Source organism: Streptomyces sp. NPDC043685 (genome assembly GCF_056436585.1).
Genome location: NZ_JBWKCH010000013.1, coordinates 30,410 through 55,307, shown reverse-complemented (window position 1 = coordinate 55,307; position 24,898 = coordinate 30,410). Strand labels below are relative to the sequence as shown.

At 71.9% G+C, this 24,898-nt stretch carries 23 protein-coding genes; 11 read left to right on the top strand and 12 right to left on the bottom strand.

What is annotated here, in order from left to right:
• Window positions 1-18: 18 nt before the first annotated feature.
• The 6 genes from sepX to galU form a co-directional block, all read right to left on the bottom strand.
• The gene (gene sepX, locus AC0665_RS34245; RefSeq protein WP_478706516.1) at window positions 19-1,275 is read right to left on the bottom strand and encodes a divisome protein SepX/GlpR; all 1,257 of its coding nucleotides are present in this window, start codon (window positions 1,273-1,275) and stop codon (window positions 19-21) included.
• 172 nt (window positions 1,276-1,447) lie between these two features.
• Window positions 1,448-2,068, bottom strand: coding sequence for a GNAT family N-acetyltransferase (locus AC0665_RS34240; protein WP_363119475.1), 621 nt, complete (start codon window positions 2,066-2,068; stop codon window positions 1,448-1,450).
• Window positions 2,069-2,091: 23 nt separating this feature from the next.
• Window positions 2,092-2,592 carry a MogA/MoaB family molybdenum cofactor biosynthesis protein gene (locus AC0665_RS34235; RefSeq protein WP_478706515.1) on the bottom strand — a complete coding sequence of 167 codons (501 nt, stop codon included), beginning with the start codon at window positions 2,590-2,592 and terminating at the stop codon, window positions 2,092-2,094.
• Window positions 2,589-3,098 (bottom strand): cyclic pyranopterin monophosphate synthase MoaC, encoded by a 510-nt coding sequence (gene moaC / locus AC0665_RS34230; protein WP_468411439.1) that lies wholly within the window; start codon window positions 3,096-3,098, stop codon window positions 2,589-2,591. The genes AC0665_RS34235 and moaC overlap by 4 nt, the downstream gene beginning before the upstream one ends.
• A gap of 85 nt (window positions 3,099-3,183) precedes the next feature.
• Window positions 3,184-4,518 (bottom strand): molybdotransferase-like divisome protein Glp, encoded by a 1,335-nt coding sequence (glp, locus tag AC0665_RS34225; protein WP_468411441.1) that lies wholly within the window; start codon window positions 4,516-4,518, stop codon window positions 3,184-3,186.
• 4 nt (window positions 4,519-4,522) lie between these two features.
• Entirely contained in the window at window positions 4,523-5,422 is a 900-nt protein-coding gene (gene galU / locus AC0665_RS34220; RefSeq protein WP_468636480.1) for a UTP--glucose-1-phosphate uridylyltransferase GalU, read from the bottom strand.
• A gap of 168 nt (window positions 5,423-5,590) precedes the next feature.
• Between galU and AC0665_RS34215 the strand changes: the two genes are divergently transcribed.
• Window positions 5,591-6,139, top strand: coding sequence for a 5-formyltetrahydrofolate cyclo-ligase (locus AC0665_RS34215; protein WP_468411445.1), 549 nt, complete (start codon window positions 5,591-5,593; stop codon window positions 6,137-6,139).
• A 58-nt stretch (window positions 6,140-6,197) separates the two neighbouring features.
• On the opposite strand, the gene AC0665_RS34210 is transcribed toward AC0665_RS34215, so the two are convergent.
• Window positions 6,198-9,035 carry a penicillin acylase family protein gene (locus AC0665_RS34210; protein WP_478706514.1) on the bottom strand — a complete coding sequence of 946 codons (2,838 nt, stop codon included), beginning with the start codon at window positions 9,033-9,035 and terminating at the stop codon, window positions 6,198-6,200.
• 259 nt (window positions 9,036-9,294) lie between these two features.
• Here AC0665_RS34210 and AC0665_RS34205 point away from each other — a divergent pair, with 259 nt between their 5' ends.
• From AC0665_RS34205 to mscL, 6 genes are all read left to right on the top strand, one after another.
• Complete coding sequence (locus tag AC0665_RS34205) at window positions 9,295-10,803, top strand: potassium/proton antiporter (RefSeq protein WP_468412123.1); 1,509 nt, start codon at window positions 9,295-9,297, stop codon at window positions 10,801-10,803.
• Between the two features lie 309 nt (window positions 10,804-11,112).
• Window positions 11,113-12,405: an MFS transporter gene (locus AC0665_RS34200; protein WP_363119321.1), complete on the top strand. Its 1,293-nt coding sequence runs from the start codon at window positions 11,113-11,115 to the stop codon at window positions 12,403-12,405.
• A 67-nt stretch (window positions 12,406-12,472) separates the two neighbouring features.
• Window positions 12,473-12,781, top strand: coding sequence for an FmdB family zinc ribbon protein (locus tag AC0665_RS34195; protein WP_478706513.1), 309 nt, complete (start codon window positions 12,473-12,475; stop codon window positions 12,779-12,781).
• 78 nt (window positions 12,782-12,859) lie between these two features.
• Complete coding sequence (locus AC0665_RS34190) at window positions 12,860-13,789, top strand: S-methyl-5'-thioadenosine phosphorylase (RefSeq protein WP_468411449.1); 930 nt, start codon at window positions 12,860-12,862, stop codon at window positions 13,787-13,789.
• A 383-nt stretch (window positions 13,790-14,172) separates the two neighbouring features.
• A complete protein-coding gene (locus tag AC0665_RS34185; RefSeq protein ID WP_478609629.1) occupies window positions 14,173-14,763 on the top strand; it encodes a hypothetical protein in 591 nt (196 codons plus the stop codon).
• A 225-nt stretch (window positions 14,764-14,988) separates the two neighbouring features.
• Window positions 14,989-15,447, top strand: coding sequence for a large conductance mechanosensitive channel protein MscL (gene mscL / locus AC0665_RS34180; RefSeq protein ID WP_468411453.1), 459 nt, complete (start codon window positions 14,989-14,991; stop codon window positions 15,445-15,447).
• Between the two features lie 16 nt (window positions 15,448-15,463).
• Here mscL and AC0665_RS34175 read toward each other — a convergent pair whose 3' ends face one another.
• Window positions 15,464-15,643, bottom strand: a complete 180-nt coding sequence (locus AC0665_RS34175; protein ID WP_102914067.1) for a hypothetical protein — start codon at window positions 15,641-15,643, stop codon at window positions 15,464-15,466.
• A gap of 56 nt (window positions 15,644-15,699) precedes the next feature.
• Here AC0665_RS34175 and AC0665_RS34170 point away from each other — a divergent pair, with 56 nt between their 5' ends.
• From AC0665_RS34170 to AC0665_RS34155, 4 genes are all read left to right on the top strand, one after another.
• Window positions 15,700-16,941: a low temperature requirement protein A gene (locus AC0665_RS34170; protein WP_478706512.1), complete on the top strand. Its 1,242-nt coding sequence runs from the start codon at window positions 15,700-15,702 to the stop codon at window positions 16,939-16,941.
• Between the two features lie 271 nt (window positions 16,942-17,212).
• Window positions 17,213-18,241, top strand: coding sequence for a P1 family peptidase (locus AC0665_RS34165; RefSeq protein ID WP_478706511.1), 1,029 nt, complete (start codon window positions 17,213-17,215; stop codon window positions 18,239-18,241).
• Window positions 18,242-18,408: 167 nt separating this feature from the next.
• On the top strand, window positions 18,409-19,626 hold the full coding sequence (locus AC0665_RS34160) for a L,D-transpeptidase (protein WP_478706510.1): 1,218 nt from the start codon (window positions 18,409-18,411) through the stop codon (window positions 19,624-19,626).
• Between the two features lie 191 nt (window positions 19,627-19,817).
• Window positions 19,818-20,564: a DUF6227 family protein gene (locus AC0665_RS34155; RefSeq protein ID WP_478706509.1), complete on the top strand. Its 747-nt coding sequence runs from the start codon at window positions 19,818-19,820 to the stop codon at window positions 20,562-20,564.
• 28 nt (window positions 20,565-20,592) lie between these two features.
• Here the strand turns inward: AC0665_RS34155 and AC0665_RS34150 are convergent, their stop codons facing one another.
• The 4 genes from AC0665_RS34150 to AC0665_RS34135 form a co-directional block, all read right to left on the bottom strand.
• Complete coding sequence (locus tag AC0665_RS34150) at window positions 20,593-20,748, bottom strand: hypothetical protein (protein ID WP_363119311.1); 156 nt, start codon at window positions 20,746-20,748, stop codon at window positions 20,593-20,595.
• Between the two features lie 125 nt (window positions 20,749-20,873).
• Entirely contained in the window at window positions 20,874-22,931 is a 2,058-nt protein-coding gene (locus AC0665_RS34145; RefSeq protein ID WP_478706508.1) for a PTS fructose transporter subunit IIABC, read from the bottom strand.
• Between the two features lie 154 nt (window positions 22,932-23,085).
• Window positions 23,086-24,033 (bottom strand): 1-phosphofructokinase, encoded by a 948-nt coding sequence (gene pfkB, locus AC0665_RS34140; RefSeq protein WP_468411462.1) that lies wholly within the window; start codon window positions 24,031-24,033, stop codon window positions 23,086-23,088.
• On the bottom strand, window positions 24,030-24,791 hold the full coding sequence (locus tag AC0665_RS34135) for a DeoR/GlpR family DNA-binding transcription regulator (protein ID WP_468411463.1): 762 nt from the start codon (window positions 24,789-24,791) through the stop codon (window positions 24,030-24,032). The genes pfkB and AC0665_RS34135 overlap by 4 nt, the downstream gene beginning before the upstream one ends.
• Window positions 24,792-24,898: the final 107 nt, after the last annotated feature.

The window sequence follows — 24,898 nt, the reverse complement described above, 5'->3', positions numbered from 1 at the left end:
ACCTGCGGCTTCGTGGCGCTACTCGTTGGCGGCCCGGGGCCGCTCCCCGTCCTCGTACTGGTCGAACAGCGGGGTGCGGCCGCGCTCGCGGGCCCGCCGCGCGGAGGCCGCCCTGGGGGTCCCGCCGCGCGAGCGCGTTCGAGCGGGAGGCAGGGCGTCGCTGCGGCTGTCGCCGTCGCCGTCGGCCGAGTCCTGGGCGGGGAGCTCCGGCTCGACAGGGTGGTCGGGCGCGCCCGGGTCGTCGTCCGCCTGAGGGGTGACCGTGCTCGACCGGGCCGCGCTCCAGGTGTCGGGGGCGCCGAGGTCCACGTCGCTGGTGGCCCGCGGGGCGACCGGGGCCGTCACGTACGTCGGCAGGGGCACCGGCACCGGCTCCCAGCTGTCGCCGCCCTGCCCGGGCCGCCGCTGCCGCTCGCGCTGCTGGTCGACCCACTCGGCGTGGTCGGTCTGCTCGACGAGGGCGCGCCGGTCCGCCGCGAGGGCCGACAGACCGGGGTCGGTCACCGGCTCGGGCCCCTCCTCCGGTTCGTCGATCTCCTCGTCGGCCACGGGGCGCCGACGGGGCTGGCGCTGCCGCTCCCGCAGGCGCTGGGCAGCGGCCTCGGCCATGCGGCGGTCCATCTGGTACACGAAGCGGCGGCGCTCCTGGGAGCGGAGGTAGGCGATGTAGACGCTGAGCATGACCGCGGGCACACCGGGCGCCCACAGGAACGCGAGTCCGCCGACCGCGGCGACGATCGCGCCGAGGGTGAAGGCGAGGAACAGCATGATGGTGGTGCGCCGGCGGCGCGCGAGCACCTTCGAGCGCCGGGCTCGTGCCGCGGCCGCCTGGTCCGCCTGCGCCGAGGCGCCGCGCCGGGCGGCGGGGACCCGCTCCCGGGGGCGCCCGGAACGCGCCGCGTTCGCGGCGGGCGACGGACGGGCCGGGGACTCGGGTTCCGCCGGGCGGGCCGGCTGCTCCGGGCCGGGCGGCGGAAGGGGCACCTGGGTGTGCGGACGGGTCTTGGACACGGCGAAGGCCCGGACGTCCACCGAGTCGGTGACGGCGTCCAGGTCGTCGGCGTCCTGCTCCCCCTCGTCGGTGGAGCGCGCCCGCAGGTCCTTGGCGTACCGGCGCTCCATGGCCGCCTTTCCGGACAGGAGCCGGATGGCGGTGCTGAAGCGTTCCGTCGGACGGGCCTCGTTCAGCTCGTCCTGCCTACGGAGCCACATCGGCACCAAGTAGGCGGCCCAGGCCCCGACAATGACTGCGTAGATGAGGCCGCTGCTGCTCACGCCTCACACCGTAGAGGGGTTTGCGTGAGGCCATCTGCCAATTGAGCCGGTGTGTCGCACGATCTGGCTGATATTTCGAACTTTTTTTGTGACCGATGCGATCAGCAGACCACTCATGCCGGGAATTCATTGCCCCGAGACGGTCACCGGCCGATCAATTTCGAACACTTATTCAATTTCCGGGGGGCTGCCGCATTCCCGGATTGCTCTGCGACCGCGCCCGGTGCCAGCGCCTCAGCAGCCCGTCCGGGACCTCTTCCGCCGTGAGCGCGAAGACGAGATGGTCGCGCCAGGCTCCGTCGATGTGGAGATAACGCGGCCGCAGGCCCTCCTCGCGGAATCCGAGTTTTTCCACGACCCGGCGGCTGGGCCCGTTCTCCGGGCGAATGCAGACCTCGATGCGATGCAGCCCGACGGCGCGGAAACAGTGGTCCACGACGAGCGCCACCGCCGTGGGCATCACCCCGCGGCCGGCCACCGACTCGTCCACCCAGTAGCCGACGTGCCCCGAGCACATCGAGCCCCAGGTGATCCCGGCGACCGTCAACTGCCCGACCAGCCGCCCCTGGTACTCGATGACGAAAGGCAGCATCCGGCCCGCGTTCGCCTCCGACCTCAGGTGGCGGACCATCTGGCGGAAGGTCGGGCGGTGCGCCATCGGCCCACCGGGCGTGGGCGGCGGGATCGTCGCCTCCCAGGGGCGCAGCCAGTCGCGGTTGCGCCGGTTGACCTCGCGCCACGCCCGCTGGTCGCGCAGCTTTATGGGCCGAAGGACGATGTCGCCGTCCACCAGCTCCACCGGCCAGGCTGGGCTGTTCAGCTCGCACCCCCACTGCCGGGTCTGGGGTGGTCGCCGCCCCGGAGCTGGTCGACGGCGTGCACGAGCAGCGGCTGAAGGACGGCGAGGCCGTCCTTCACACCACCGCTGGAGCCGGGCAGGTTCACGATCAGCGTGCCGCCCGCCACTCCGGCCAGGCCCCGGGAGAGCGCCGCGGTCGGCACCTTCTCCCGGCCGAACGCCCGGATGGCCTCGGCGATGCCCGGCACCTCGTGGTCGATCACGCGGCGGGTCGCCTCGGGGGTGCGGTCGGTGGGCGAGATGCCGGTGCCGCCCGTGGTGACGATGACGTCGTAACCGGCGTCCACACCGGCGCGCAGAGCGGCCTCCACGGGGTCGCCGTCGGGGACGACCTGCGGACCGTCGACCTCGAAGCCGAAGCGCTTCAGGCCGTCCGCGATCAGCGGGCCGCCCTTGTCCTCGTAGACGCCGGCGGCGGCCCGGTTGGAGGCCGTGACGACGAGAGCGCGATAGGTCATGCCCGGCTCCAGTCGCCCGACTTGCCGCCCGTCTTCTCCTCCACCCGTACGTCTGTGATGACCGCTCCCTTGTCGACCGCCTTGACCATGTCGATCACGGTGAGCGCGGCGACGGAGACCGCGGTGAGGGCCTCCATCTCGACACCCGTGCGGTCCGTCGTCCTGACGGTGGCCAGGATCTCCACGGCGTCGTCCGCGACCGACAGGTCCAGTTTCACACCGGACACCGACAACGGGTGGCAGAGCGGGATCAGGTCGGGGGTGCGTTTGGCGCCCATGATCCCGGCGATCCGCGCGGTCGCGAGGGCGTCGCCCTTGGGGACGCCCTCGCCGCGCAGCAGTTCGATCACACGGGGCGAGACGAGGACGCGTCCGCTGGCGCGGGCGGTGCGCGCGGTCACGTCCTTCTGCGACACGTCGACCATACGGGCGGCACCCGCCTCGTCGATGTGCGTCAGCCGATCCGGCGTACCGCCGTCGTGCGGGGGTGGGTCCTGCGTGCTCATGCTGTGTGGCGCTCCCGGTCCGGGCCCGTCGCGGTGCGGCGCACGGGCCTGCTGTGCGCGACACGGTACCCCCAACCAGCGGGTCTCAGCCGAGCAGGATCACCTCGACCTCGGTGCCGGGCTCGACGGAGACGGTGTCCTCGGGGACGGCGATCAGGGCGTCCGCGTGGGCGAGGGCCGCGACCAGGTGGGAACCGGCGCCGCCGACCGGGGTGACCTTGCCGTCGGCGTACCTGGCGCGCAGGAACTGGCGGCGGCCCTTGGGGGAGGTCAGCGCCTTGCCGGCGGTCAGGGTGGCCCGGGTCGTGGGGCGGTGGAGGTCCGGCAGGCCCATGAGGGCGCGGATCGCGGGGCGGACGAACAGTTCGAAGGACACGTACGACGACACCGGGTTGCCGGGCAGGGCCAGCAGCGGGATGTGGTCGGGGCCGATGGAACCGAAGCCCTGGGGCTTGCCGGGCTGCATGGCGAGCCTGCGGAAGTCGATGCCGCTGCCGGCCTCGTCCTCGTCGGCGACGTGGGAGAGGGCCTCCTTGACCACGTCGTACGCCCCGACGCTCACGCCGCCCGTGGTGACCATCAGGTCGGCGCGGACCAGTTGGTCCTCGATGGTGGAGCGCAGGGTCTCGGCGTCGTCGGCGACGGCGCCCACGCGGTAGGCGATGGCTCCGGCGTCGCGGGCGGCGGCGGTGAGGGCGAAGCTGTTGGAGTCGTAGATCTGACCGGTGCCCAGTTCCGTGTCGGGCTGGACGAGTTCGCTGCCGGTGGAGAGCACCACCACGCGCGGGCGCGGGCGTACGCGGACGGTGCCGCGGCCGATCGCGGCGAGCAGGGCGATCTGGGGCGGGCCGAGGATCGTGCCGGCCTCCAGGGCGCGGTCGCCGGCCTTGACGTCGCTGCCCTTCGCGCGCACGTGCGCGCGGGCCTCGGCCGGGCGGTACACGTGCACATGGCCGGTGGCGCCCTCGGGGGCGAGGCTGCGGGCGCGCATGCCGTGCACCGGGCCCTCGCCGAGCCCGCCGTCGGTCCACTCCACGGGCACGACGGTCTCGGCGCCGGGCGGCAGCGGGGCGCCGGTCATGATGCGGGCGGCCTGGCCGGGTCCCACGTGGGGCGGTTCGGCCTGGCCCGCGGCGACGTCCCCGACGACCTCCAGGGCCGCCGGGAACTCCTCGCTCGCGCCCGCCACGTCGGCGACCCGGACCGCGTAGCCGTCCATCGAGCTGTTGTCGAAGGGCGGCAGGGACACCGGCACCGTGATGTCCTCGACGAGGACGCAGCCCTGGGCGTCGAGCAGATGCAGCTCGATGGGCTCCAGGGGCCGGACGGTGGCGAGGATGTCCTCCAGGTGCTCGTCCACCGACCAGAGGTGGTCGGGCGCGTGGTCCTGGCCGGTGACGTGGGGCGCGGCGCTGCTCAACGTGCTACATCTCCTCGGCTACGTAACTGCGAAGCCAGGTCCGGAAGTCCGGGCCCAGGTCTTCACGTTCGCATGCGAGTCGGACAATGGCACGCAGGTAGTCACCGCGGTCGCCGGTGTCATAGCGGCGGCCCTTGAAGACGACGCCGTGCACGGGTCCGCCGATCTTCTCGTCCTCGGCGAGCTGCTGGAGGGCGTCGGTGAGCTGGATCTCGCCGCCGCGGCCCGGCTCGGTCCGGCGCAGTATGTCGAAGATGTTCGGGTCGAGGACGTAGCGGCCGATGACGGCGTAGTTGGAGGGCGCGTCGGCCGGGTCCGGCTTCTCGACCAGGCCGCTGACCTGCACGACGTCGCTGTCCTCGGTGGTCTCCACCGCGGCGCAGCCGTAGAGGTGGATCTGCTCGGGCGCGACCTCCATGAGCGCGATGACGCTGCCGCCGCGCTGCTCCTGGACCTCGACCATGCGCTGGAGCAGCGGATCGCGCGGGTCGATGAGGTCGTCGCCGAGGAGGACCGCGAAGGGCTCGTCGCCGACGTGCGGGGCGGCGCACAGGACGGCGTGGCCGAGGCCCTTGGGGTCGCCCTGGCGGACGTAGTGCATGGTCGCGAGGTCGCTGGACTCCTGCACCTTGGCGAGACGGCCGGCGTCGCCCTTCTTCTGCAGCGCCGACTCCAGCTCGTAGTTGCGGTCGAAGTGGTCCTCAAGGGGGCGCTTGTTACGGCCCGTCACCATGAGGACGTCGTCGAGACCCGCGGCGACCGCCTCCTCGACCACGTACTGGATCGCGGGCTTGTCCACGACCGGCAGCATCTCCTTGGGAGTGGCTTTGGTGGCCGGAAGGAACCGGGTGCCGAGGCCTGCTGCGGGAATGACAGCCTTGCTGATCCGAGGGTGCTGAGTCATGTGCGCCACCCTATCCGGTGCCTTTGCATGGAATCTGCGGCTCCGGTTCATAGGCGCTCATATGAGCGTATTGCCATAGTACGGGAGCAACCATTGAGGCCTGTTGCACGTCCGGGCGAGCCTGACAAGCGGAGTTTGCGGCGCGAGATCCTCACGGTGAGGAACGGGTTGACGGCGGATGACCTGCGGGAAACGTCGGCCGCGCTGGCCGCCCGGGCGCTGGAGCTGCCCGAGTTGGCGCGCGCCGGGACCGTGGCGGCGTACGTCTCGGTGGGGAGTGAACCGGGGACGCTCGCGCTCCTGGACGCGCTCCGCGCCGGGGGCGTGCGCGTGCTGCTGCCGGCCCTGCTGCCCGACAACGACCTGGACTGGGGCGAGTACCGGGGTGAGGGCTCGCTCGCGCGGATCCGGCACGGTGGCCGGATGACGCTGTGGGAGCCCGCGGGCGGGCGTCTCGGGCCGGACGCGGTGACCACCGCCGACGCGGTGCTGCTGCCGGGGCTCGCGGTCGACGCGCGCGGGATGCGGCTCGGCCGGGGCGGCGGCTCCTACGACCGGGTGCTGGCCCGGCTGGAGCGGGCGGGCGCACACCCGGCCCTGGTGGTGCTGCTGTACGACGCCGAGGTCGTCGCGCACGTCCCGGAGGAGCCGCACGACCGGCCGGTGCACGCGGTGGTGACACCGTCGGGGGTGCGGCGGTTCCGCCCAGAGCCCTGACGCGGAACGGCCCTCCACGCGCGCGTGGAGGGCCGTTGCCGTTGCCGGGGTCAGTGGCTCACGGTTTGAGCACCAGCTTGTCGGTCGTGCTCTTCTCGACCGCCTGGTCCGAGAAGGACCAGGGCAGCAGCTCACCGTCGGCCCACTTCTCGGTCTGGTCGACGTAATGGGCGCTGTAGGCGTGCCCGGAGGCGCCGGTGAGGTTGATCCACTTCGACTTGTCGAGGTCGCCGAGGTTCACCACCATCCGCATGGACGGCACCCACACCACCCCGTACCCGCCGGCCGCGTTCCAGCCGGTCGCGTTGACCGTGGCCTCGCCGCCACCGAGCTCCCAGGGGCCGCGGTTGAGGGCGTACCGGACGAACCCGGGACCCGCGGTGCCGAGGGTCTGGTTCTTCAGGAACAGGCGGTGCAGCCGGCCCCAGCTCCAGGAGTCGATGTCCTTGCCGAGCTTGGCGGTCAGCTCCCAGCGGGCGTCGATCATGGCCCGCTTGAACAGCTCGTCGCGGTTGTGCGCGGCGGGGCGGGTGCCCACCTTGGGCGTCTGCCACCAGTCGCTGTCCGGCTGGTTCATCAGCCCCCGGACCACCTCGAACCACCGGTCGCCGCCGTCGGGCTGCGCCCGGTCGGGGTCGCGCTGGCCGCACTCGCGGACCTTCTCGGCCTCGTCGGCGGGGCCGGTGGTGTTGACCGGCTCGACCCACAGGCACTGGCCCCTGGGGCGCAGCTCCTTGGGCAGTTTGTTGCCGAAGGCGAGCTTGAGCACGTTGCGCCAGACCGCGTTGAAGTAGGCCGCCGCCGCGGAGTCGGCGTCCTGGGTGTAGTCCCAGCCCTCGAGCAGCTTCTGCGCCTCGCGGACGTCCTTGTTCTCCGGGTCGATCTTCAGCAGCGTGGGCACCAGCAGCCGGGCGATCTCGCTGCTGTTGTCCAGCTGCATCTGGCGCATGTCGTCCGTGGAGATCTTGCCGCCGTCCTTGATCTTCGACTGGATCAGGTCGGTGATCCGCTGGCTGCGCGCGCCGTAACCCCAGTCCGCGGTGAGCGTGTACGGGTACTTGTCCTGGTCGATCACGGCCTGGTTGGCGGTGACGATGTAGCCGCGCTCCGGGTCGTACTCGTAGGGCAGCGCGTCCTGCGGGATGTAGCCGGTCCAGCGGTACTCGGGGTCCCAGCCGGGCGCCGGGACGGAGCCGTCGTCCTTCTTCGCCCGCGTGGGGATCTTCCCCGGCAGCGTGTAACCGATGTGGTTCTCGTCGTCGGCGTAGATCAGGTTCTGCGAGGGCACCTCGAACTGCGCGGCCGCCTTGCGGAAGTCGGTCCAGTTCTTCGCCCTGTCCATGGCGAAGACGGCGTCCATGGTGGTGCCGGGCTGCAGGGCGGTCCAGCGCAGCGCGACGCCGTAGCCGTCGCCCCGGTCGGGTGCGGCGGTGTCGACGGTGGCCTTCTTGCCGACCTTCACGAGCTCCTCGTCGCGGTCGGACAGCAGGGGCATCCCGTCCTCGGTCTGCCGTACGACGATCTTCCGGGGTTCACCCCCGGCGACCTTGATGGTCTCCTCGCGCGTCTTGAAGGGCTTGACCTTGCCGTCGTACAGGTAGCCCTCGCCGGTGATCTTCTCCAGGTAGAGGTCCGTGACGTCGACGCCGGAGTTGGTCATGCCCCAGGCGATGTGCTGGTTGTGACCGATTATCACGCCGGGCATGCCGGCGAAGGTGTAGCCGCTGACGTCGTACTGGCAGGTGCTGGAGACGCTGCGGCAGTGCAGGCCCATCTGGTACCAGACGGACGGCAGGGACGGCGACAGGTGCGGGTCGTTGGCCAGCAGCGGCTTGCCGGTGATGGTGTACTTCCCGCCGATGACCCAGGAGTTGGAGCCGATGCCGTCGCCGTTCACGCCGACGGCAGGCGGGAGGTCGTCCAGGACGTTGGTGAGGCCGCCGAGCTGGCTGTCCAGGCCCGCGGTGCCCGAGGCGCCGGAGGCGGTGCCGGACGTGCCGGAGGCGGTGCCCGGGGTGCCGGAGCCGCCGGACGCCGTGCCCGCGGTGCCGGTGGAGGTGCCGCCGGTCCCGCTCGTTCCGGAGGTGCCGGACGCGCCGCTCGTGCCGCCCTGTTCGAACGCCTTCGTCAGCTCGCTGTACTGACCCTCCTGCACGATCGCCTTGTTCCGGCCGTACGGGTACCGCGGGTACAGCTCGGCGATCTGCTTGGGGCCGAGGCGGCTGGTCAGCAGGGCGCGGTCGATCTCGTCCTGCATGTTGCCGCGCAGGTCCCAGGCCATCGCCTTCAGCCAGGAGATCGAGTCGACCGGGGTCCACGCCTGCGGCTTGTAGTCGTTGGTGAAGCCCAGCGCCGCGTACTCCAGGGAGAGGTCCTCGCCGCTCTTGCCCTGGAGGTAGGAGTTGACGCCCTCGGCGTACGCCTGGAGGTACTTCTTGGTGGTGGCCGACAGCTTGGTGTCGTACTCCTGCTTGGCGACCCGGGCCCAGCCGAGGGTGCGCAGGAACTCGTCGTTGTCGACCTGGCTCTTGCCGAACATCTCCGACAGCCGGCCGGAGGCCATGTGGCGGCGCACGTCCATCTCGTAGAACCGGTCCTGCGCCTGGACGTAGCCCTGCGCCATGAACAGGTCCGCGTCGGAGGAGGCGTAGATCTGCGGGATGCCGTAGTCGTCGCGTTTGACCTCGACCGGGCCCGAGAGGCCCTTCAGCGTGAGGGTGCCCTTGGTCTGCGGGAAGGAGGCCCGGACGGTACTGATGGACCAGTACGACCCGTAGGCCACGCCCCCGATGAGGGCCAGCACCAGGACGAGCACGAAAAGGCGGGCTTTGCGCCCCTTTCTCCTGCCGGACTTGCCGGGCTGCTGACCCGTGGAGGCGGTGGTGTTGGGGGGCATCGCTGTCCTTGCTGTCCTAACGCGAGCGGCAGGTTCGGCTGTGCTTTTAACTGAGCGCTGGAGCAACGATAGGCGCAGGGCCTTGCGGCCCTTGACGCGGAGTCGGGAACCAGCGCGGACTGACGTTCGATCTTGCCCTCGGAAGTGTCAAGAAATCGTCAAGAGTTAGGTAAGGTAACGAAGTAGTTGGCGCGCTGCGCCACAGCTTCATGTGCGATGTACGTGAGCCCGCGCACAAGCGCGTGCGGGCCAGGGAAGGATTCGGCCGCTGACTGTTCACCACCTCAACCAGCTCCTGCTCGTCTGCTCGCTCGTCCTGCTCATCGCCGTCGCGGCGGTACGGATCTCCTCGCGCAGCGGGCTCCCCAGCCTGCTCGTGTACCTGGGGATCGGCGTCGCCATGGGCCAGGACGGCGTGGGCGACATCCACTTCGACAACGCCGAACTGACCCAGGTCATCGGATACGCGGCCCTGGTCGTGATCCTGGCCGAGGGCGGTCTGGGCACGAAGTGGAAGGAGATCAAGCCCGCGCTGCCGGCCGCCACGGCTCTGGCGCTGGCCGGTGTCGCGGTGAGCGTCGGGGTCACGGCGTCGGCCGCGCACTATCTGATCGGCCTGGAGTGGCGGCAGGCGCTGATCATCGGGGCGGTCGTCTCCTCGACCGACGCGGCGGCGGTCTTCTCCGTGCTGCGCAAGATCCCGCTGCCCGCGCGCGTGACGGGCACGCTGGAGGCGGAGTCCGGCTTCAACGACGCCCCGGTGGTCATCCTCGTGGTGTCCCTGTCCACGGCGGGTCCGGTCGAGCACTGGTACGTCCTGCTGGGCGTGATCGTGCTGGAGCTGGCGATCGGCGCGGGCATCGGCCTCGCGGTGGGCTGGCTCGGCTCCTGGGGCCTCAGGCACGTGGCGCTGCCCGCGTCCGGCCTCTACCCGATCGCCGTCATGGCGATCGCCGTGGTGGCGTACGCGGCGGGCGCCCTGGCCCACGGCAGCGGCTTCCTCGCGGTGTACCTGGCCGCGATGGTGATGGGCAACGCGCGACTGCCCCACTGGCCGGCCACGCGCGGATTCGCCGACGGCCTCGGCTGGATGGCCCAGATCGGCATGTTCGTCCTGCTCGGCCTGCTGGTCACCCCGCACGAGCTGGGTGACGACATCGTGCCCGCGCTGGTCATCGGGCTGGTGCTGACCATGGTGGCGCGGCCCCTGAGCGTCGTGCTCTGCCTGTCGCCGTTCCGGGTGCCCTGGCAGGAGCAGACGCTGATGTCCTGGGCGGGACTGCGCGGAGCCGTGCCCATCATCCTGGCGACCATCCCCATGGTGGAGGGCGTCGAGGCGAGCCGGCGGATCTTCAACATCGTCTTCGTGCTGGTCGTGGTCTACACCCTGGTCCAGGGCCCGACGCTGCCCTGGCTCGGCCGCAAGCTGCGCCTGGGGGACGGTTCGGAGGCCGCCGACCTCGGCATCGAGTCGGCCCCGCTGGAGCGGCTGCGCGGGCATCTGCTGTCCGTGGCGATCCCCGACGAGTCGAAGATGCACGGCGTCGAGGTGGCCGAACTGCGGCTGCCGCACGGCGCCGCCGTGACACTCATCGTGCGCGGGGGCGAATCCTTCGTTCCGCTGCCGACGACGATATTGCAGCGGCAGGACGAGCTCCTCGTCGTCGCCACGGACCCGGTCCGGGACGCGACCGAGAGCCGGCTGCGGGCCGTGGGACACGGCGGCAAGCTGGCCGGCTGGCTGGGGACGGACGGGACGGCCCGGTAACGGGCGACCCGGTAGCGGGCGACCCGGTAGCGGGCGACCCGGTAACGGACATTTCCGCCGTTTTTGATTGCAGGGCGGACAGGCCCATGGTGCTCACTTTCACAGGCACCGACGACCTTGATCCCTGTATGATGAAGGCGTTACCCAGATCGAACCAACTCTGCCTGACGCAGAGCTGGCGCGACCGTATGGCGGTCGGGACACCCCTCCTCACCGGGCCCCGGCATCTACCGCAGTTCCGCGCAAGAGGACAGCTCTCGGCGCCGCCCACCCAGGGGCGCGCTACCAGGCGGCAGAAAGGCACGGGCCGTGGAGTCCACGGTCACCTCGAAGACGCCGGAGAACCCGACGGCTTCCGCCCGCCCGGGATACGGCCGGCTGCTGCGCACCCGCGGCGCCTGGACGTTCCTGCTCCCCGGTTTCGCGGCACGCCAGCCGTTCGCGATGCTGACCATCTCCATCGTGCTGCTGGTGCAGCACACCACCGGCTCGTACGGAGCGGCGGGCGCCGCCGCGGCCGCGACCGGTGTCTCCATGGCTCTGTTCGCGCCCTACAGCGGCCGCCTGGCCGACCGCTACGGGCAGCGGGCCGTACTGGTCCCCGGCGTGCTGCTGCACGCGGCGTCCGGACTGACTCTCACGGCGCTCGCGCTGCTGGACGCGCCCCTGTGGGCCGTGTTCGTGGCCGCCGTTCCGACCGGCGCCTCGGTGCCGCAGGTCGGCCCGATGGTGCGGGCCCGCTGGGGCGTGAAGCTCAAGGACTCACCGCTGATGACGACCGCGGCGGCCTTCGAGTCCGTCACGGACGAGCTGACCTTCGTGGTCGGACCGCTGCTGGCCACCGCCCTGTGCACGGCCGTCGACCCGGCCGCCGGCCTGGTCACGGAGGCATCGCTCACCCTGATCGGCGGTCTGCTGTTCGCCGCGCAGAAGAGCACCCAGCCGTCGGTCTCCGGCGGCGGCCACGCGCGCGTGGAGCACGCTTCCGCCCTGCGCGTCCCCGGGGTGCGCGTGCTGATCGTGACCTTCCTGGGCATCGGCACCGTCTTCGGCGGCATGCAGGTCTCCCTGGCCGCGTTCACCGAGTCGATCGGCGAGCCGGGCCTGAACGGCGTCCTCTACGGTGTCTTCGCCGCGGGCAACATGCTCTCCGGCGTGGTCTGCGGCGCGATCGCCTGGAAGGTGGCACCGCAGCGCCGCCTGGTCGTCGGCTACGCGGCGCTCGCCCTCACCGCGTCGGGCCTGTGGGCCGCCCACTCGGTACCGGTCCTCGCGGGCCTCGGCCTGCTGGTGGGCATGTGCATCGCACCCGCCCTGATCACCGGCTACACCCTGGTCGAGAGCCTGGTCCCGGCCGGTGCCCGCACGGAGGCCTTCACCTGGCTGACCGGCGCGGTCGCGCTCGGCCAGGCCGCGGCCGTCACGGTCGCCGGACAGCTGGAGGACCGCCTCTGGTCGGGCGCCGGTTTCCTGGTCCCGATGGGCGGCACGGTCCTGGCCCTGGTGACCCTCCTGGCCCTGCGTTCCCGCCTGGCGGCACGGGCCAACGGCCGCACGGTCGCACGTGGCGTGGGTCACCGCGTGCCGGTGGCAGTGGACTGAGCGGCCGGAATACGTCACTATGGATCGTCGTTAGCACTCATCGAGTGAGAGTGCCAGGAGGAAGACAGTGCCGACCTACCAGTACCAGTGCACCGAGTGCGGCGAAGGCCTCGAGGCGGTGCAGAAGTTCACCGACGACGCCCTCACCGAGTGCCCCCAGTGCAAGGGCCGCCTGAAGAAGGTCTTCTCGGCGGTCGGCATCGTCTTCAAGGGCTCCGGCTTCTACCGGAACGACAGCCGCGGCTCCTCGTCGAGCAGCTCCCCGGCTGCGTCGAAGTCGTCGAGCACCTCGTCCTCGGGCTCGTCGTCCTCGGACTCCGGCTCGAGCTCCTCGTCGAGCACGAGCAGCTCCTCCAGCAGCACCACCGCCGCGTAAGGCCTGATTCTTACGGGACCCTGTCACCCTCGGGGCGACGGGGTCCTCGGTGTTTGTGCGGGCGGTTAGGGTGCGGGCATGGCGAACAAGGCGAACGTGACGGGCTCTGCGGAGCCGGACCCTGTGGGCTCTGTGAGCCGTGTGGGATCTGCGGGCTCTGCGGGCTCTGCGGGCAAGGGGAGCGCCGGGATCGGTGTCATCGGCGGTTCGGGGTTCTACTCCTTCCTCGACGACGTGACCGAGGTCCGGGTCGACACCCCGTACGGACCGCCGAGCGACTCCCTTTTCCTCGGCGAGGTCGCCGGCCGGCGGGTCGCCTTCCTGCCGCGGCACGGCCGGGGTCACCACCTGCCGCCGCACCGGATCAACTACCGGGCCAACCTGTGGGCGCTGCGCTCGGTCGGTGTGCGCCAGGTCCTCGCCCCGTGCGCCGTGGGCGGCCTGCGCCCCGAGTACGGACCGGGCACGCTGCTGGTCCCGGACCAGCTGGTCGACCGCACGAAGTCCCGGGCCAACACGTACTTCGACGGGCTGCCGCTGCCCGACGGTTCGGTGCCGAACGTCGTGCACGTGTCGCTGGCCGATCCCTACTGCCCCGCCGGGCGGGCGGTCGCGCTGAAGGCGGCGCGCGGCCGGGACTGGGAGCCGGTGGACGGCGGCACGCTGGTCGTCGTCGAAGGGCCGCGCTTCTCGACCCGCGCGGAGTCGCTGTGGCACCAGGCGCAGGGCTGGTCGGTGGTCGGCATGACCGGCCACCCGGAGGCGGCACTCGCCCGTGAGCTGGAGCTCTGCTACACGTCCCTGACCCTGGTCACCGACCTCGACGCGGGCGCGGAGACCGGGGAGGGCGTGTCGCACGACGAGGTGCTGCGGGTGTTCGCGGCGAATGTGGACCGGCTGCGGGGGGTGCTGTTCGACGCGGTGGCGGGGCTGCCTGCCGAGGGTGAGCGGGACTGCTTGTGCGTGAGTGCGCTGGGCGGGATGGATCCGGGGTTCGTGTTGCCGTAGGCGGGGGCGGAGGTGTCGGCAGCGGCGGTGTCGGTGTCGGTGTCGGTGTCGACAGCGTGGTGGTGTCGGCAGCGTGGTGGTGTCGGCAGCGTGGTGGTGTCGGCAGCGTGGTGGTGTCGGTGTCGGCAGCGTGGTGGTGTCGGTGTCGGCAGCGTGGTGGTGTCGGTGTCGGTGTCGGCAGCGTGGTGGTGTCGGCAGCGTGGTGGTGTCGGCGGCGCCGGAGGGCCGGAGGGGCTCGCGTGGCCGGGGGGAACCGGAAGTCGTCGTTCGGGTGAGGGAGTTGTCCCCAGGCCGGCTGTGGGTCCACAGGCCGGAGCGGGCGGTGGCGTGAGGCCTCATCGTGGGGAGCGCAAGCCGGTCCCTCGTCGCAGGTGGTGGTCTCCGTGTCTCTCGCCCGGTCCTCGGTCGTGCCCTCGTCTCCCTCCTGGTCCGTCACCCCGGGCCCGCCCGGGGCCGAGGTGCCCGGGCCCCGTGAGGTGCCCCGGTTCGATCCGGTCCGGGTCCGCGGCGGTCACCGCTCCGGCCGGCTCGCCCGGCACCGGCGCCGGGCTCTGGCCGCCGGACTCGCGGTCACCGCTACGGCACTCGTGGCGGCGGGCCCGCGCGCTGCCGAGGGGGCCCGTGGTCATCCCCCGGCGCGGCCTCCCGCGCACACGGCCCCGACGGCCGGCGAGCAGCCCGTGCCCCGGGGTCAAGCCGCGGCGGCGGTGACGGCTCCGGTCCGGATCTCCGACGCGGCCACCGTGCGGTTGCTGCGGCCCGGTGACCGGGTCGACGTGATCGCCGCCGAGGAGACGGTGTCGGGCGGTGACGCCCGGGTGATCGCGCGCGGTGCCAGGGTCACGAAGGTGCCGGAGCCGGTGGAGGGCGCGGGCGACGGCGGGGCACTGATCGTGCTGTCCGTGCCGCGGGCGACCGCCGCGCGGCTGGCCGGCGCGAGTGCCACGGCTCGGTTGGCGGTGACTTTGTGGTGAGGGACCTTGTGGTGACGGACCCTGTGGCCGCGGACGTTCTGCTGACGGACGGTGTGGCGACGGACGCTCTTCGGACGCGGGCGGTGATGAGGCACCCCGAGCTCAAGGGCCCTGTCCCCTCACGTCCTTCGTCGGAGGGACCCAGGTATCCGGCCCGGCCTTCCCTTGCCGTAGGTTGCGGAGCGTTTTGTTCCACAAGCTGCTTGTGCGAGGAGAGGCCCAGAGGTGAGCGAGAAGAAGGAACCGAGCGTCTGGCAAGGCTTCAAGGCCTTCCTGATGCGCGGGAACGTCGTCGACCTGGCGGTGGCGGTGGTGATCGGTGCCGCCTTCACCAACATCGTCAACGCCCTGGTGAAGGGGATCATCAACCCGGTCGTCGGAGCCATCGGGACCAAGAACCTCGACCACTACAGCTCGTGTCTGAGTGCGAGCTGCAAGGGCGAGGAGGGCATCCAGATCCTGTGGGGTTCCGTGCTCGGCGCCACCCTGAGCTTCGTGATCACCGCCGCGGTCGTCTACTTCCTGATGGTCCTGCCCATGTCGAAGTACCTGGCCCGCCAGGAAGCCCGCCGGAAGGCGAAGGAGGGCACGCAGGAGGTCATGGAGGTGACCGAGCTGGAGGTGCTGAAGGAGATCCGCGACGCCCTGATCGCGCAGCGCGGCTCCGGACACGACCGGCGGTAGCGGCCGCCCGGGCGGTTCAGAGGTGGTGGGGCGGCTTCTCGTCCAGGAAGCGCTTGAGGTCCGCCGCACTGCCGCCGGAGTCGGTGCGCTCGCCCCAGCCCCGGTCGGTGTCGTCGGAGGACTGCTGGTCGAACGGGTCGTCGAAGACCAGCGCGGGCTTCGGCTCGCGCGGCTCGGGGCCGGGGACGGTACTCATGCAACCAGGGTACGGTCGCGGAGAAAATCCCGGTGCCCTCTGCTGTGCTGGGACGCATGACGTCCAGCCCCGCTCCCCCGCCCGTCCCCTCCGACGCTCCCGGCGCACCCGGCGACAGCGGGCCGCTGCGCAGGCTTCGGGCCCGTGGCCGCGACGAGCCGCACCGGACGGCCTCGCCGCTGGAGCTCTTCTTCGACCTGTGCTTCGTCGTGGCCGTCGCCCAGGCGGGTGTCGAGCTGGTGCACTCCGTCGCCGAGGGGCACGCGGGCCGGGGCATCCTCGACTACGCGATGGTGTTCTTCGCGCTGTGGTGGGCGTGGATGAACGTCACCTGGTTCGCCTCGGCGTACGACAACGACGACGTCCTATACCGGGTCGTCACACTGGTGCAGATCGCGGGTGTGCTGGTCCTCGCCGCGGGGGTGTCCCGGGCGTTCGAGGACCACGACTACCTCGTCGTCTGGCTGGGCTACCTCATCATGCGCGTGGCCCTGGCCGCCCAGTGGCTGCGGGCGGCCCGCGCCGGCGAGGGGGCGGAGCGGACGACGGCCCTGCGCTACGCCGGCGGCGTGCTGACGTGCCAGGCCGGCTGGCTCGGGCTGGTGTTCCTGCCGGAGGGGGCGCGGCCCTGGTGGTTCCTGGTCATGGCGCTGCTGGAGATGTGCGTGCCGCCCTTCGCGGAGAGGGGACACAGCACGTCCTGGCATCCCCGCCACATCGCGGAGCGCTACGGGCTGTTCACCATCATCGTGCTGGGCGAGACGATCGCGGCCGCCACGGTCGCGATGAAGTCCGGCATCGACGAGCACGACGCGCTGGGCGAGCTCCTGCCCGTCGCGGCGGGCGGGCTGCTGATCATCTTCGCGGCGTGGTGGATCTACTTCGTGGTGCCCATCCACGGCCATCTGCGGTCCAACCGGCAGGCATTCCTGTGGGGCTACGGCCACTACGTGGTGTTCGCCTCGGCGGCGGCGATCGGGGCCGGGCTGGAGGTGGCCGTGGAGCAGACGGTCGGCAAGGCGCACATCTCCACGCTGGCGGCGTCGGCGGCCGTGACCCTGCCGACGGCCCTGTACCTGCTCACGGTGTGGGCCCTGCACTCGCGCCACTTCAAGCGGGGCGTCACCCAGCAATTGGTGCTGCCGACGACCGCGCTGCTGGTGATCTGCTGTACGTTCCTGGGCCACTGGGCGGTGTTCGCCGCGGGCGCGGTGTGCGCGCTGTCGGTGGCGGCCGGGGAGACGCTCACCGCCCGCCTGGCCACCGGGCCGGGCGGGCCGGCGACCCCGACCGGGTGAGGCCACCCGTGCCCGCCGCCCGACCGCCCGGCCACGTGAACCGGTGACCCCGACCCGGGTGAGCTCACCCGTGGGCCGCTCACCGCGGACCGGCGGCGACGTACCGGCAGGGCACCAACCGGTCCACTGCGCCCGTCGAGGTCGGCGGCTGAACGACACCGACCGGGTCAGGTCACCCGTAGACCGCTCCGGACCGGCGTCGACGGACCGGCACCGCACCGGCCGACTCACCGCGCCCCCAGGGGAGGGCGGCTGGACGACACTGTCGCCCATGACAGTTGACGCACTGACGGATGTCGCCGGCCTGCGGGTGGGGCACGCGACACGTATCGGCGACGGGTGGCTCACCGGCACCACGGTCGTGCTCGCCCCGGAGGGCGGGGTCGTGGCTGCCGTGGACGTGCGGGGCGGCGGCCCCGGCACCAAGGAGACGGACGCGCTGGACCCGCGCAACGTGGTGCGGACGGTGGAGGCGGTCGTGCTGACCGGCGGCAGCGCGTACGGGCTCGACGCGGCGTCGGGGGTGATGGCCTGGCTGGAGGAACGCGGGCGCGGGATCCGGGTCGGGGCGGACCCGGCGCACGTCGTGCCGGTGGTGCCCGCCGCCTGCGTCTTCGACCTGGGGCGGGGCGGTGACTTCCGGGCCCGGCCGGACGCGGCGACCGGCCGGGCCGCGGTCGAGGCCGCCGCGGCGAGCGAGTTCGGCGCACCCGTGCCGCAGGGGTGTGTGGGTGCGGGCACGGGAGCGGTGACGGGGGTGGTGAAGGGCGGCGTGGGCAGCGCGAGCACGGTGCTCGGATCGGGGATCACGGTGGCCGCGTTGGTGGTGGCCAACGCGGCGGGATCGACGGTGGATCCGGAAACGGGGGTGCTGTACGGGGAGTTGTTCGAGGGGCGGGTGGAGTATCCGGAGGCGGCACTTCACGCGGCCGCGCTGCGCCGTCTCGCCGAGACGGCCGCGAGGAGCACACCGCCGCCGCTCAACACCACGCTCGCGGTGGTGGCCACGGACGCGGAGCTGACGAAGGCGCAGGCGCAGAAGCTGGCCGGCACGGCGCACGACGGCATCGCCCGGGCGGTGCGTCCGGTGCATCTGCTCAACGACGGGGACACGGTGTTCGCGCTGGCGACCGGGGGCCGCGCCCTGGACACCGCGAACCCGCTCGCGCTCAACGAGATCCTCGCGGCGGGCGCCGACATGGTGACGCGCGCGATCGTGCGGGCCGTGCGGGCCGCGGAGCCGGTCGACGGGCCGGGCGAGGCGTGGCCGTCATACGGGGAGCTGTACGCGGGCCGCTGAGCAGGTCCGCGGCGCACAGCGGAGGCACAGCCGTCCCGGAATTTGTCGCGGTTCTGTCACGTGACGGCCTTCATGGGGAACGGACGGAACCCCACCGGTCCCCCGGCCCCTCTTGTCCCACGTACCGGAACGGATCAACGCACCATCACATGAACTGGGAGCAGCCCGTGACAACGCCGAACATTTCAGCGCGGCGCACTCTGGGGGCCTGTGCCGCCCTGATGGTCGGCGCCCTGACGCTCACCGCCTGCGGTGGCAGCGCCAAAGCCGAGAACGACGCCAAGGGCGGCGACGGCGGCACCAACACGTCCGTCGCGAAGATCGCCATCTCGGCGAAGGACGGTTCGACCGCGGCGTCCATCAACTCGACGGGCGTGAAGGTCAGCGATGGGAAGCTGACCGACGTGAAGATGACGGTCGCGGGCACCGGTCAGACCGTCGCGGGCTCGTTGTCGTCCGACGGCAGGGTCTGGAAGCCGAAGGAGCAGCTGGAGCGCGGCACGAAGTACCAGATATCGGCGACCGCCAAGGACGCGGACGGCCGGACGGCCGCGGCCAACTCGATCTTCACGACGGTGACGACGTCGAACAGCTTCATCGGCACGTACACGCCGGACAACGGCACCACGGTCGGTGTGGGCATGCCGGTGTCGTTCACCTTCGACAAGCCCATCACCGCGCGCAAGGACGTGCAGTCGCACATCACGGTGAACTCCAGCAGCGGGCAGAAGGTCGTCGGGCACTGGTTCAACGGGCAGCGGCTGGACTTCCGGCCGGAGGAGTACTGGAAGGCCGGCTCCAAGGTCACGATGAACATCGACCTGGACGGGGTCGAGGGCGCGAAGGGCGTCTTCGGCGTGCAGAAGAAGACGGTCACCTTCACGGTGGGCCGTTCCCAGGTCTCCACGGTCGACGTCAACACCCAGACCATGACGGTCGTCCGGGACGGCAAGACGATCAAGACGGTCCCGATCTCGGCGGGCAGCCCGGAGCACACCACGTACAACGGGCAGATGGTGATCTCCGAGAAGTTCGTGCAGACGAGGATGAACAGCCGGACGGTGGGGCTGGGCGGTGAGTACGACATCCCGGACGTGCCGCACGCGATGCGCCTGACGACGTCGGGCACGTTCATCCACGGCAACTACTGGTACAACAAGGGCAACCCGCCCTTCGGCCGCACGGGCACCAGCCACGGCTGCGTCGGTCTCGCCGACGTCCAGGGAGCGGGGGGCAGCACGCCCGCCAAGTGGTTCTACGACAACTCCCTGATCGGGGACGTGGTGGTCGTGAAGAACTCCCCCGACAAGACGGTGGCGCCGGACAACGGACTCAACGGCTGGAACATGCCGTGGAGCCAGTGGGTCGCGGACAGCGCTTCCTGACGGGCTGGGTGACCACCCGAAAGAGCGCCCCAACTGGGGTTTTTGACGGATCGACCGGGCCGCGCGGGAACTTTTCGCGCGGCCCGCGCGTTTTCCCGGACGTACGTTTTCTCGGTTCCCGGACATGATGTCCGACCGAGGGGCTACGGTATGCACTCACAAGGTGACATGCAGCAACGCCGGGAGAAACCTTGAGCGTTCCGTACGAGACGGCAGCGTACGAACCCCACGACTTGCCCGAGTCTCCGGAGGAGCACCTCGCGCGACTCCTCGGCCGCGCCCTGAATTCCTTCGAGCTACCGGACGAGACGATCAGGCGTCTGGACTGCGCGCTGGCGCACGACGGTTCGCTGCACTCGGCGCACCACAGCGCGGGCCTGCACCGGGAGACGTACCGGCACACCTGGCTGCTGGCCGACGGTTCGGCGCTCACCCTGTGGGAGCTCGTCCACAACACCGCGCCGGACAGCGAGCCGCAGCACGAGGTGTACGTGGACGAGGAGGAGCTGCGCGCCGCCACCGCACGGCTGCCGTTGCCGCCGGACACCCCGGACTTCGAACTGCCGGTGACGGTGCAGCTGTCCCCGGTCCCCTCGCCCCGGCACGCGTACGCCGGGGAGAACTCGGCGGACCACGCGCGCAGATTACTGCGCCGGGCGGAGAACGCGGACCGTCCGGGCGAGGACATGGCGGCCCGGCTGGCCACGGCGTCCGGACACCAGATCACCCAGGCCTTCGGCCGGCCGTGCCGCGCCGGCCGGGCCGGACTGGGCTTCTCGCTCTACGAGCACGCGTTCCTGCTGCGCGACGGTGAGGAGATCTCCCTCTGGGAGGTCGAGCACACGGCGACGCCGGACGGACGGCACATGTGCGAGGTGTACGCCAGCGAGGACGCGGCGCGCGAGGCGATGGAGCGACGGGCGGCGCAGCTCTCCTGAGAGGGCCTCAGCACTTCCCTGAGAGGCCTCAGTGCCGGTCGCCGAGGTGGCGCACCAGCTCGGCGAAGGCGGCTCTCTCCTCGCCGGTCAGCTCCACGGACTCCGACCGGTGACCGGTCTGCCGCTGCTGCGGGAGGGCGGGGAGCGGGTGGCCTTCGGGCCATCGGGAGAGGTGCTCGGGCATACGACCCAGTAGACACCACGGCCCGGGACTCATGGTCCCGGGCCGTGATTTTCGTGATCTATCTCGCAGGTGGCATGAACGGTTCACACACCCCGAAAGGGGCGAACTTCCAGCACCTCACCGCTTCACGCCGCCACGGGCTGCTTCGTCTCCGCCGCCGGCACCGCGCCGCTCTCGCCGGAGGCCGTGGCGGCGCCCGGGGCCGGCTTGCGCATGCCCTTCAGGACGACGACCAGGGCGGTCGTGACGCAGACGCCCGCGGCGATGGCCACCAGGTAGAGGAAGGGGTTGCCGATCAGCGGGACCACGAAGATGCCGCCGTGCGGGGCGCGCAGGGTGGCGCCGAAGGCCATCGACAGGGCGCCGGTGACCGCGCCGCCCGCCATGGAGGCCGGGATGACGCGCAGCGGGTCGGCGGCCGCGAAGGGGATCGCGCCCTCGGAGATGAAGGAGGCGCCGAGCACCCAGGCGGCCTTGCCGTTCTCGCGCTCGGTCTGGGTGAAGAGCTTTCCGCGCAAGGTCGTCGCCAGGGCCATGGCCAGGGGCGGGACCATGCCGGCCGCCATCACCGCGGCCATGATCTTCATCGCCGAGTCGCTGGGGCTGGTGACGGCGATGCCGGCCGTGGCGAAGGTGTAGGCGACCTTGTTGACGGGGCCGCCGAGGTCGAAGCACATCATCAGGCCGAGGAGGGTGCCGAGCAGGATCGCGTTGCTGCCGGACAGGCCGTTCAGCCAGTCGGTCATGCCCTTCTGGGCCTGGGCGATGGGCTTGCCGATGACGACGAACATCAGGAACCCGACGATCGCCGAGGAGATCAGCGGGATCACCACCACGGGCATGATGCCGCGCAGCGCCGCCGGGACGTTCACCTTCTGGATCGCCATCACCACGCCGCCGGCGATCAGACCGGCCGCGAGACCGCCGAGGAACCCGGCGTTGATGTTGAACGCGATCATGCCGCCGACGAAGCCGGGCACGATGCCGGGCCGGTCGGCCATGCCGTAGGCGATGTAGCCGGCCAGGACCGGGACGAGGAAGCGGAAGGCGACGCCGCCGATCTGGAAGAACAGGGCCGCCCAGCTGTCGGCCTGCATCCACATGAAGTGGTCCATGACCGACGGGGCCTTGTCGACCCTGTAGCCGCCGATCGCGAAGCCGAGGGCGATCAGCAGACCGCCCGCCGCGACGAAGGGCACCATGTAACTGACGCCGGACATCAGCCACTTGCGCAGCTTGGTGCCGTAGCCCTCGCCGGACTCGCCGGAGCGCTCCACCGGAGTGGCCGGGGCGGATCCGGAGGTGACCTCGCCGCGGGCGGCCTTCTCGCGCACCTCGGCGATGAGTTCGGCGGGACGGTTGATGCCCGCCTTCACGCCGACGTCCACGGTGGGCTTGCCGGCGAACCGCTCCTTCTCGCGCACGGGCACGTCGTGCGCGAAGATCACGGCGTCCGCCGCCGCGATGACCTGCGGGTCGAGCCGGGTGAAACCGGCCGATCCCTGGGGCTCGACGGTGAGTTCGACGCCCGCCTCCCGGCCGGCGTTCTCCAGCGACTCGGCCGCCATGTAGGTGTGGGCGATGCCGGTGGGGCAGGAGGTGACGGCGACGATACGGAACGGGCGCTGCGGGGACGGCTCGTCCGCGGCCGTGTCGTCGCCGGTGACCGTGGCGGCGGCGGGAGAGGCCGCTCCCGCCGACGCCACGGGGTCTTCGGAAGCCGCCGGCGCGGATGCCTCCGGCTCGTCGCCGCGGATCAGCGCCGCGGCGGCCGGGGCGTCGCCCACCGCACGCAGGGCGTCGGTGAACTCGCTGTCCATCAACTGGCGGGCCAGCGACGACAGAATCGTCAGATGGGCGTCGTCGGCGCCGGCGGGCGCGGCGATCAGGAAGATCAGGTCGGCCGGGCCGTCCGGGGCGCCGAAGTCGATGCCGGCGGCGCTGCGTCCGAACGCGAGCGTCGGCTCGGTGACGTGCGCGCTGCGGCAGTGCGGGATGCCGATGCCGCCGTCGAGGCCGGTCGGCATCTGGGCCTCACGGGCGGCCACGTCGGCGAGGAAGCCGTCCAGGTCGGTCACCCGGCCCAGGGCCACCATGCGCTCCGCGAGGGCACGGGCCGCCGCTTCCTTGGTGTCGGCGGACAGGTCGAGGTCGACCAGGTCCGCCGTGATCATGTCGCTCATCGCGGGCTCCTTAGCACGCGTATCGCCCGGTGGGAGGGGTGGGCGGGGAGGGGGACGGGGGTGCGGTGGGGGGTGAGGGAGGCGGAGGCGGGGCCGGTGAGTAACGGGGAGTGGGCCCGCCGCCCGCGCGTCGGCGGGCGGTGCTCGTCGTACGTCATGTGACCGGCTCCTTCAGCACGCGGTCCGCCGGGACCTCGGCCGTGACCGTGACCGCCGCCGGGTCCAGGTCGCCCGGCGTCGGCATCACACTGCCGGGCAGCTGGACGGCCGCGGCGCCGTGCGCGACCGCGGAGGCGAGGGCCTCGGGGCCGTTGCCGCCGGCGATCAGGAAACCGGCGAGGGAGGAGTCACCGGCGCCCACGTTGCTGCGCACGGCCGCCACGCGCGCGCTGCCGAACCAGGCGCCCTGGTCGCAGACGAGCAGCTGGCCGTCGGCGCCCAGGCTCGCGAGGACGGCCCGGGCTCCCATCTCGCGCAGTTCCTCGGCGGCCTTCACGGCGTCGCCGACCGTGGCGAGGGGACGGCCCACGGCCTCGGAGAGTTCCTCGGCGTTCGGCTTGACCACGTCGGGCCGCTCGCGCAGGGCGGCCAGCAGCGCGGGCCCGGAGGTGTCCAGGGCGATCCGGGCCCCGGCGGCGTGCGCGCGGGCGACCAGCTCGGCGTACCAGGAGGGGGCGAGGCCGCGCGGGAGGCTGCCGCAGCAGGCGATCCAGGACGCCTCGCGGGACTGCTGCCGCACGGTCTCCAGGAGCAGTTCCCGTTCGGCGCCGGACAGTTCGGGGCCGGGCGCGTTGATCTTCGTCAGGACGCCGTCGGACTCGGCGAGGGCGATGTTCGAGCGGGTCGCCCCGGCGACCGGGACGGGCGCGACCTCGATGCCCTGCTGGTCCAGCAGTTCGGCGACGAGGGCGCCCGGGGCGCCGCCCAGGGGCAGGACCGCCACCGTGCGCCGGCCCGCGGCGGCGACGGCGCGCGAGACGTTCACGCCCTTGCCTCCGGGGTCCATCCGCTCGCCGGTGGCGCGGATGACCTCGCCGCGGTCGAGGGAGGGCACCTCGTAGGTGCGGTCCAGGGACGGGTTGGGGGTGACGGTGAGGATCATGCGCGCACTACTTCCGTGCCGCCGCGCTCGATCGCGACGGCGTCTTCGGGGCTCAGCCCGCTGTCGGTGATCAGCAGGTCCACATCGCTCAGGTCGCCGAAGCGCGCGAAGTGCTCCTCGCCGTGCTTGGTGGAGTCGGCGAGCAGCACCACGCGGCGGGCGGCGGCCACGGCCGCGCGCTTGACCGCGGCCTCGGCGAGATCGGGGGTGGTCAGGCCGTGCTCGGCGGAGAAGCCGTTGGCGGCCACGAACAGCACGTCGGCGCGGATCTCGCCGTACGCCCGAAGCGCCCAGGCGTCCACGGCGGCGCGGGTGCGGTGCCGTACGCGCCCCCCGACCAGGTGGAGCTGGATGCCGGGGTGGTCGGCGAGGCGGGCCGCGATCGGCAGGCTGTGCGTGACGACGGTGAGGGAGGCCTCCAGCGGGAGGGCGGAGGCGATCCGGGCCACCGTCGTCCCGGCGTCGAGGATCACCGTGCCCTCGGCGGGGAGTTCGGCGAGGGCCGCCTTGGCGATGCGGTCCTTCTCGTCGGCGGCGGTCGTCTCGCGTTCGGCGAGATCCGGCTCGAAGTCGAGGCGCCCGGCGGGGATGGCCCCGCCGTGCACGCGGCGGACCAGGCCCGCGCGGTCGAGGGCCTTCAGGTCCCGGCGGATCGTCTCCGCCGTCACCTGGAACTCCTCGGCCAGCGACACGACATCCACTCGGCCGCCGTCACGGGCGAGCCGGAGAATCTCCTGCTGCCGCTCCGGTGCGTACATGTCCGTTCGCCTCCGCCTCATGCCCGAACGTGTGGTTTCAGCGGGAGGCTACGCCGAGATGTCCGGGAAGTAAACAGGTTCGGACCCAATCGGGCATGAACCCGGGC

What these genes read in the sequence shown, in the direction of transcription:
- AC0665_RS34235 (WP_478706515.1), bottom strand. Translation starts at nt 2,592, where the DNA reads ATGACCTATCGCGCTCTCGTCGTCACGGCCTCCAACCGGGCCGCCGCC.
- moaC (WP_468411439.1), bottom strand. Translation starts at nt 3,098, where the DNA reads ATGAGCACGCAGGACCCACCCCCGCACGACGGCGGTACGCCGGATCGG.
- galU (WP_468636480.1), bottom strand. Translation starts at nt 5,422, where the DNA reads ATGACTCAGCACCCTCGGATCAGCAAGGCTGTCATTCCCGCAGCAGGC.
- AC0665_RS34210 (WP_478706514.1), bottom strand. Translation starts at nt 9,035, where the DNA reads ATGCCCCCCAACACCACCGCCTCCACGGGTCAGCAGCCCGGCAAGTCC.
- AC0665_RS34190 (WP_468411449.1), top strand. Translation starts at nt 12,860, where the DNA reads ATGGCGAACAAGGCGAACGTGACGGGCTCTGCGGAGCCGGACCCTGTG.
- AC0665_RS34175 (WP_102914067.1), bottom strand. Translation starts at nt 15,643, where the DNA reads ATGAGTACCGTCCCCGGCCCCGAGCCGCGCGAGCCGAAGCCCGCGCTG.
- AC0665_RS34170 (WP_478706512.1), top strand. Translation starts at nt 15,700, where the DNA reads ATGACGTCCAGCCCCGCTCCCCCGCCCGTCCCCTCCGACGCTCCCGGC.
- AC0665_RS34165 (WP_478706511.1), top strand. Translation starts at nt 17,213, where the DNA reads ATGACAGTTGACGCACTGACGGATGTCGCCGGCCTGCGGGTGGGGCAC.
- AC0665_RS34150 (WP_363119311.1), bottom strand. Translation starts at nt 20,748, where the DNA reads ATGCCCGAGCACCTCTCCCGATGGCCCGAAGGCCACCCGCTCCCCGCC.
- AC0665_RS34145 (WP_478706508.1), bottom strand. Translation starts at nt 22,931, where the DNA reads ATGAGCGACATGATCACGGCGGACCTGGTCGACCTCGACCTGTCCGCC.
- pfkB (WP_468411462.1), bottom strand. Translation starts at nt 24,033, where the DNA reads ATGATCCTCACCGTCACCCCCAACCCGTCCCTGGACCGCACCTACGAG.
- AC0665_RS34135 (WP_468411463.1), bottom strand. Translation starts at nt 24,791, where the DNA reads ATGTACGCACCGGAGCGGCAGCAGGAGATTCTCCGGCTCGCCCGTGAC.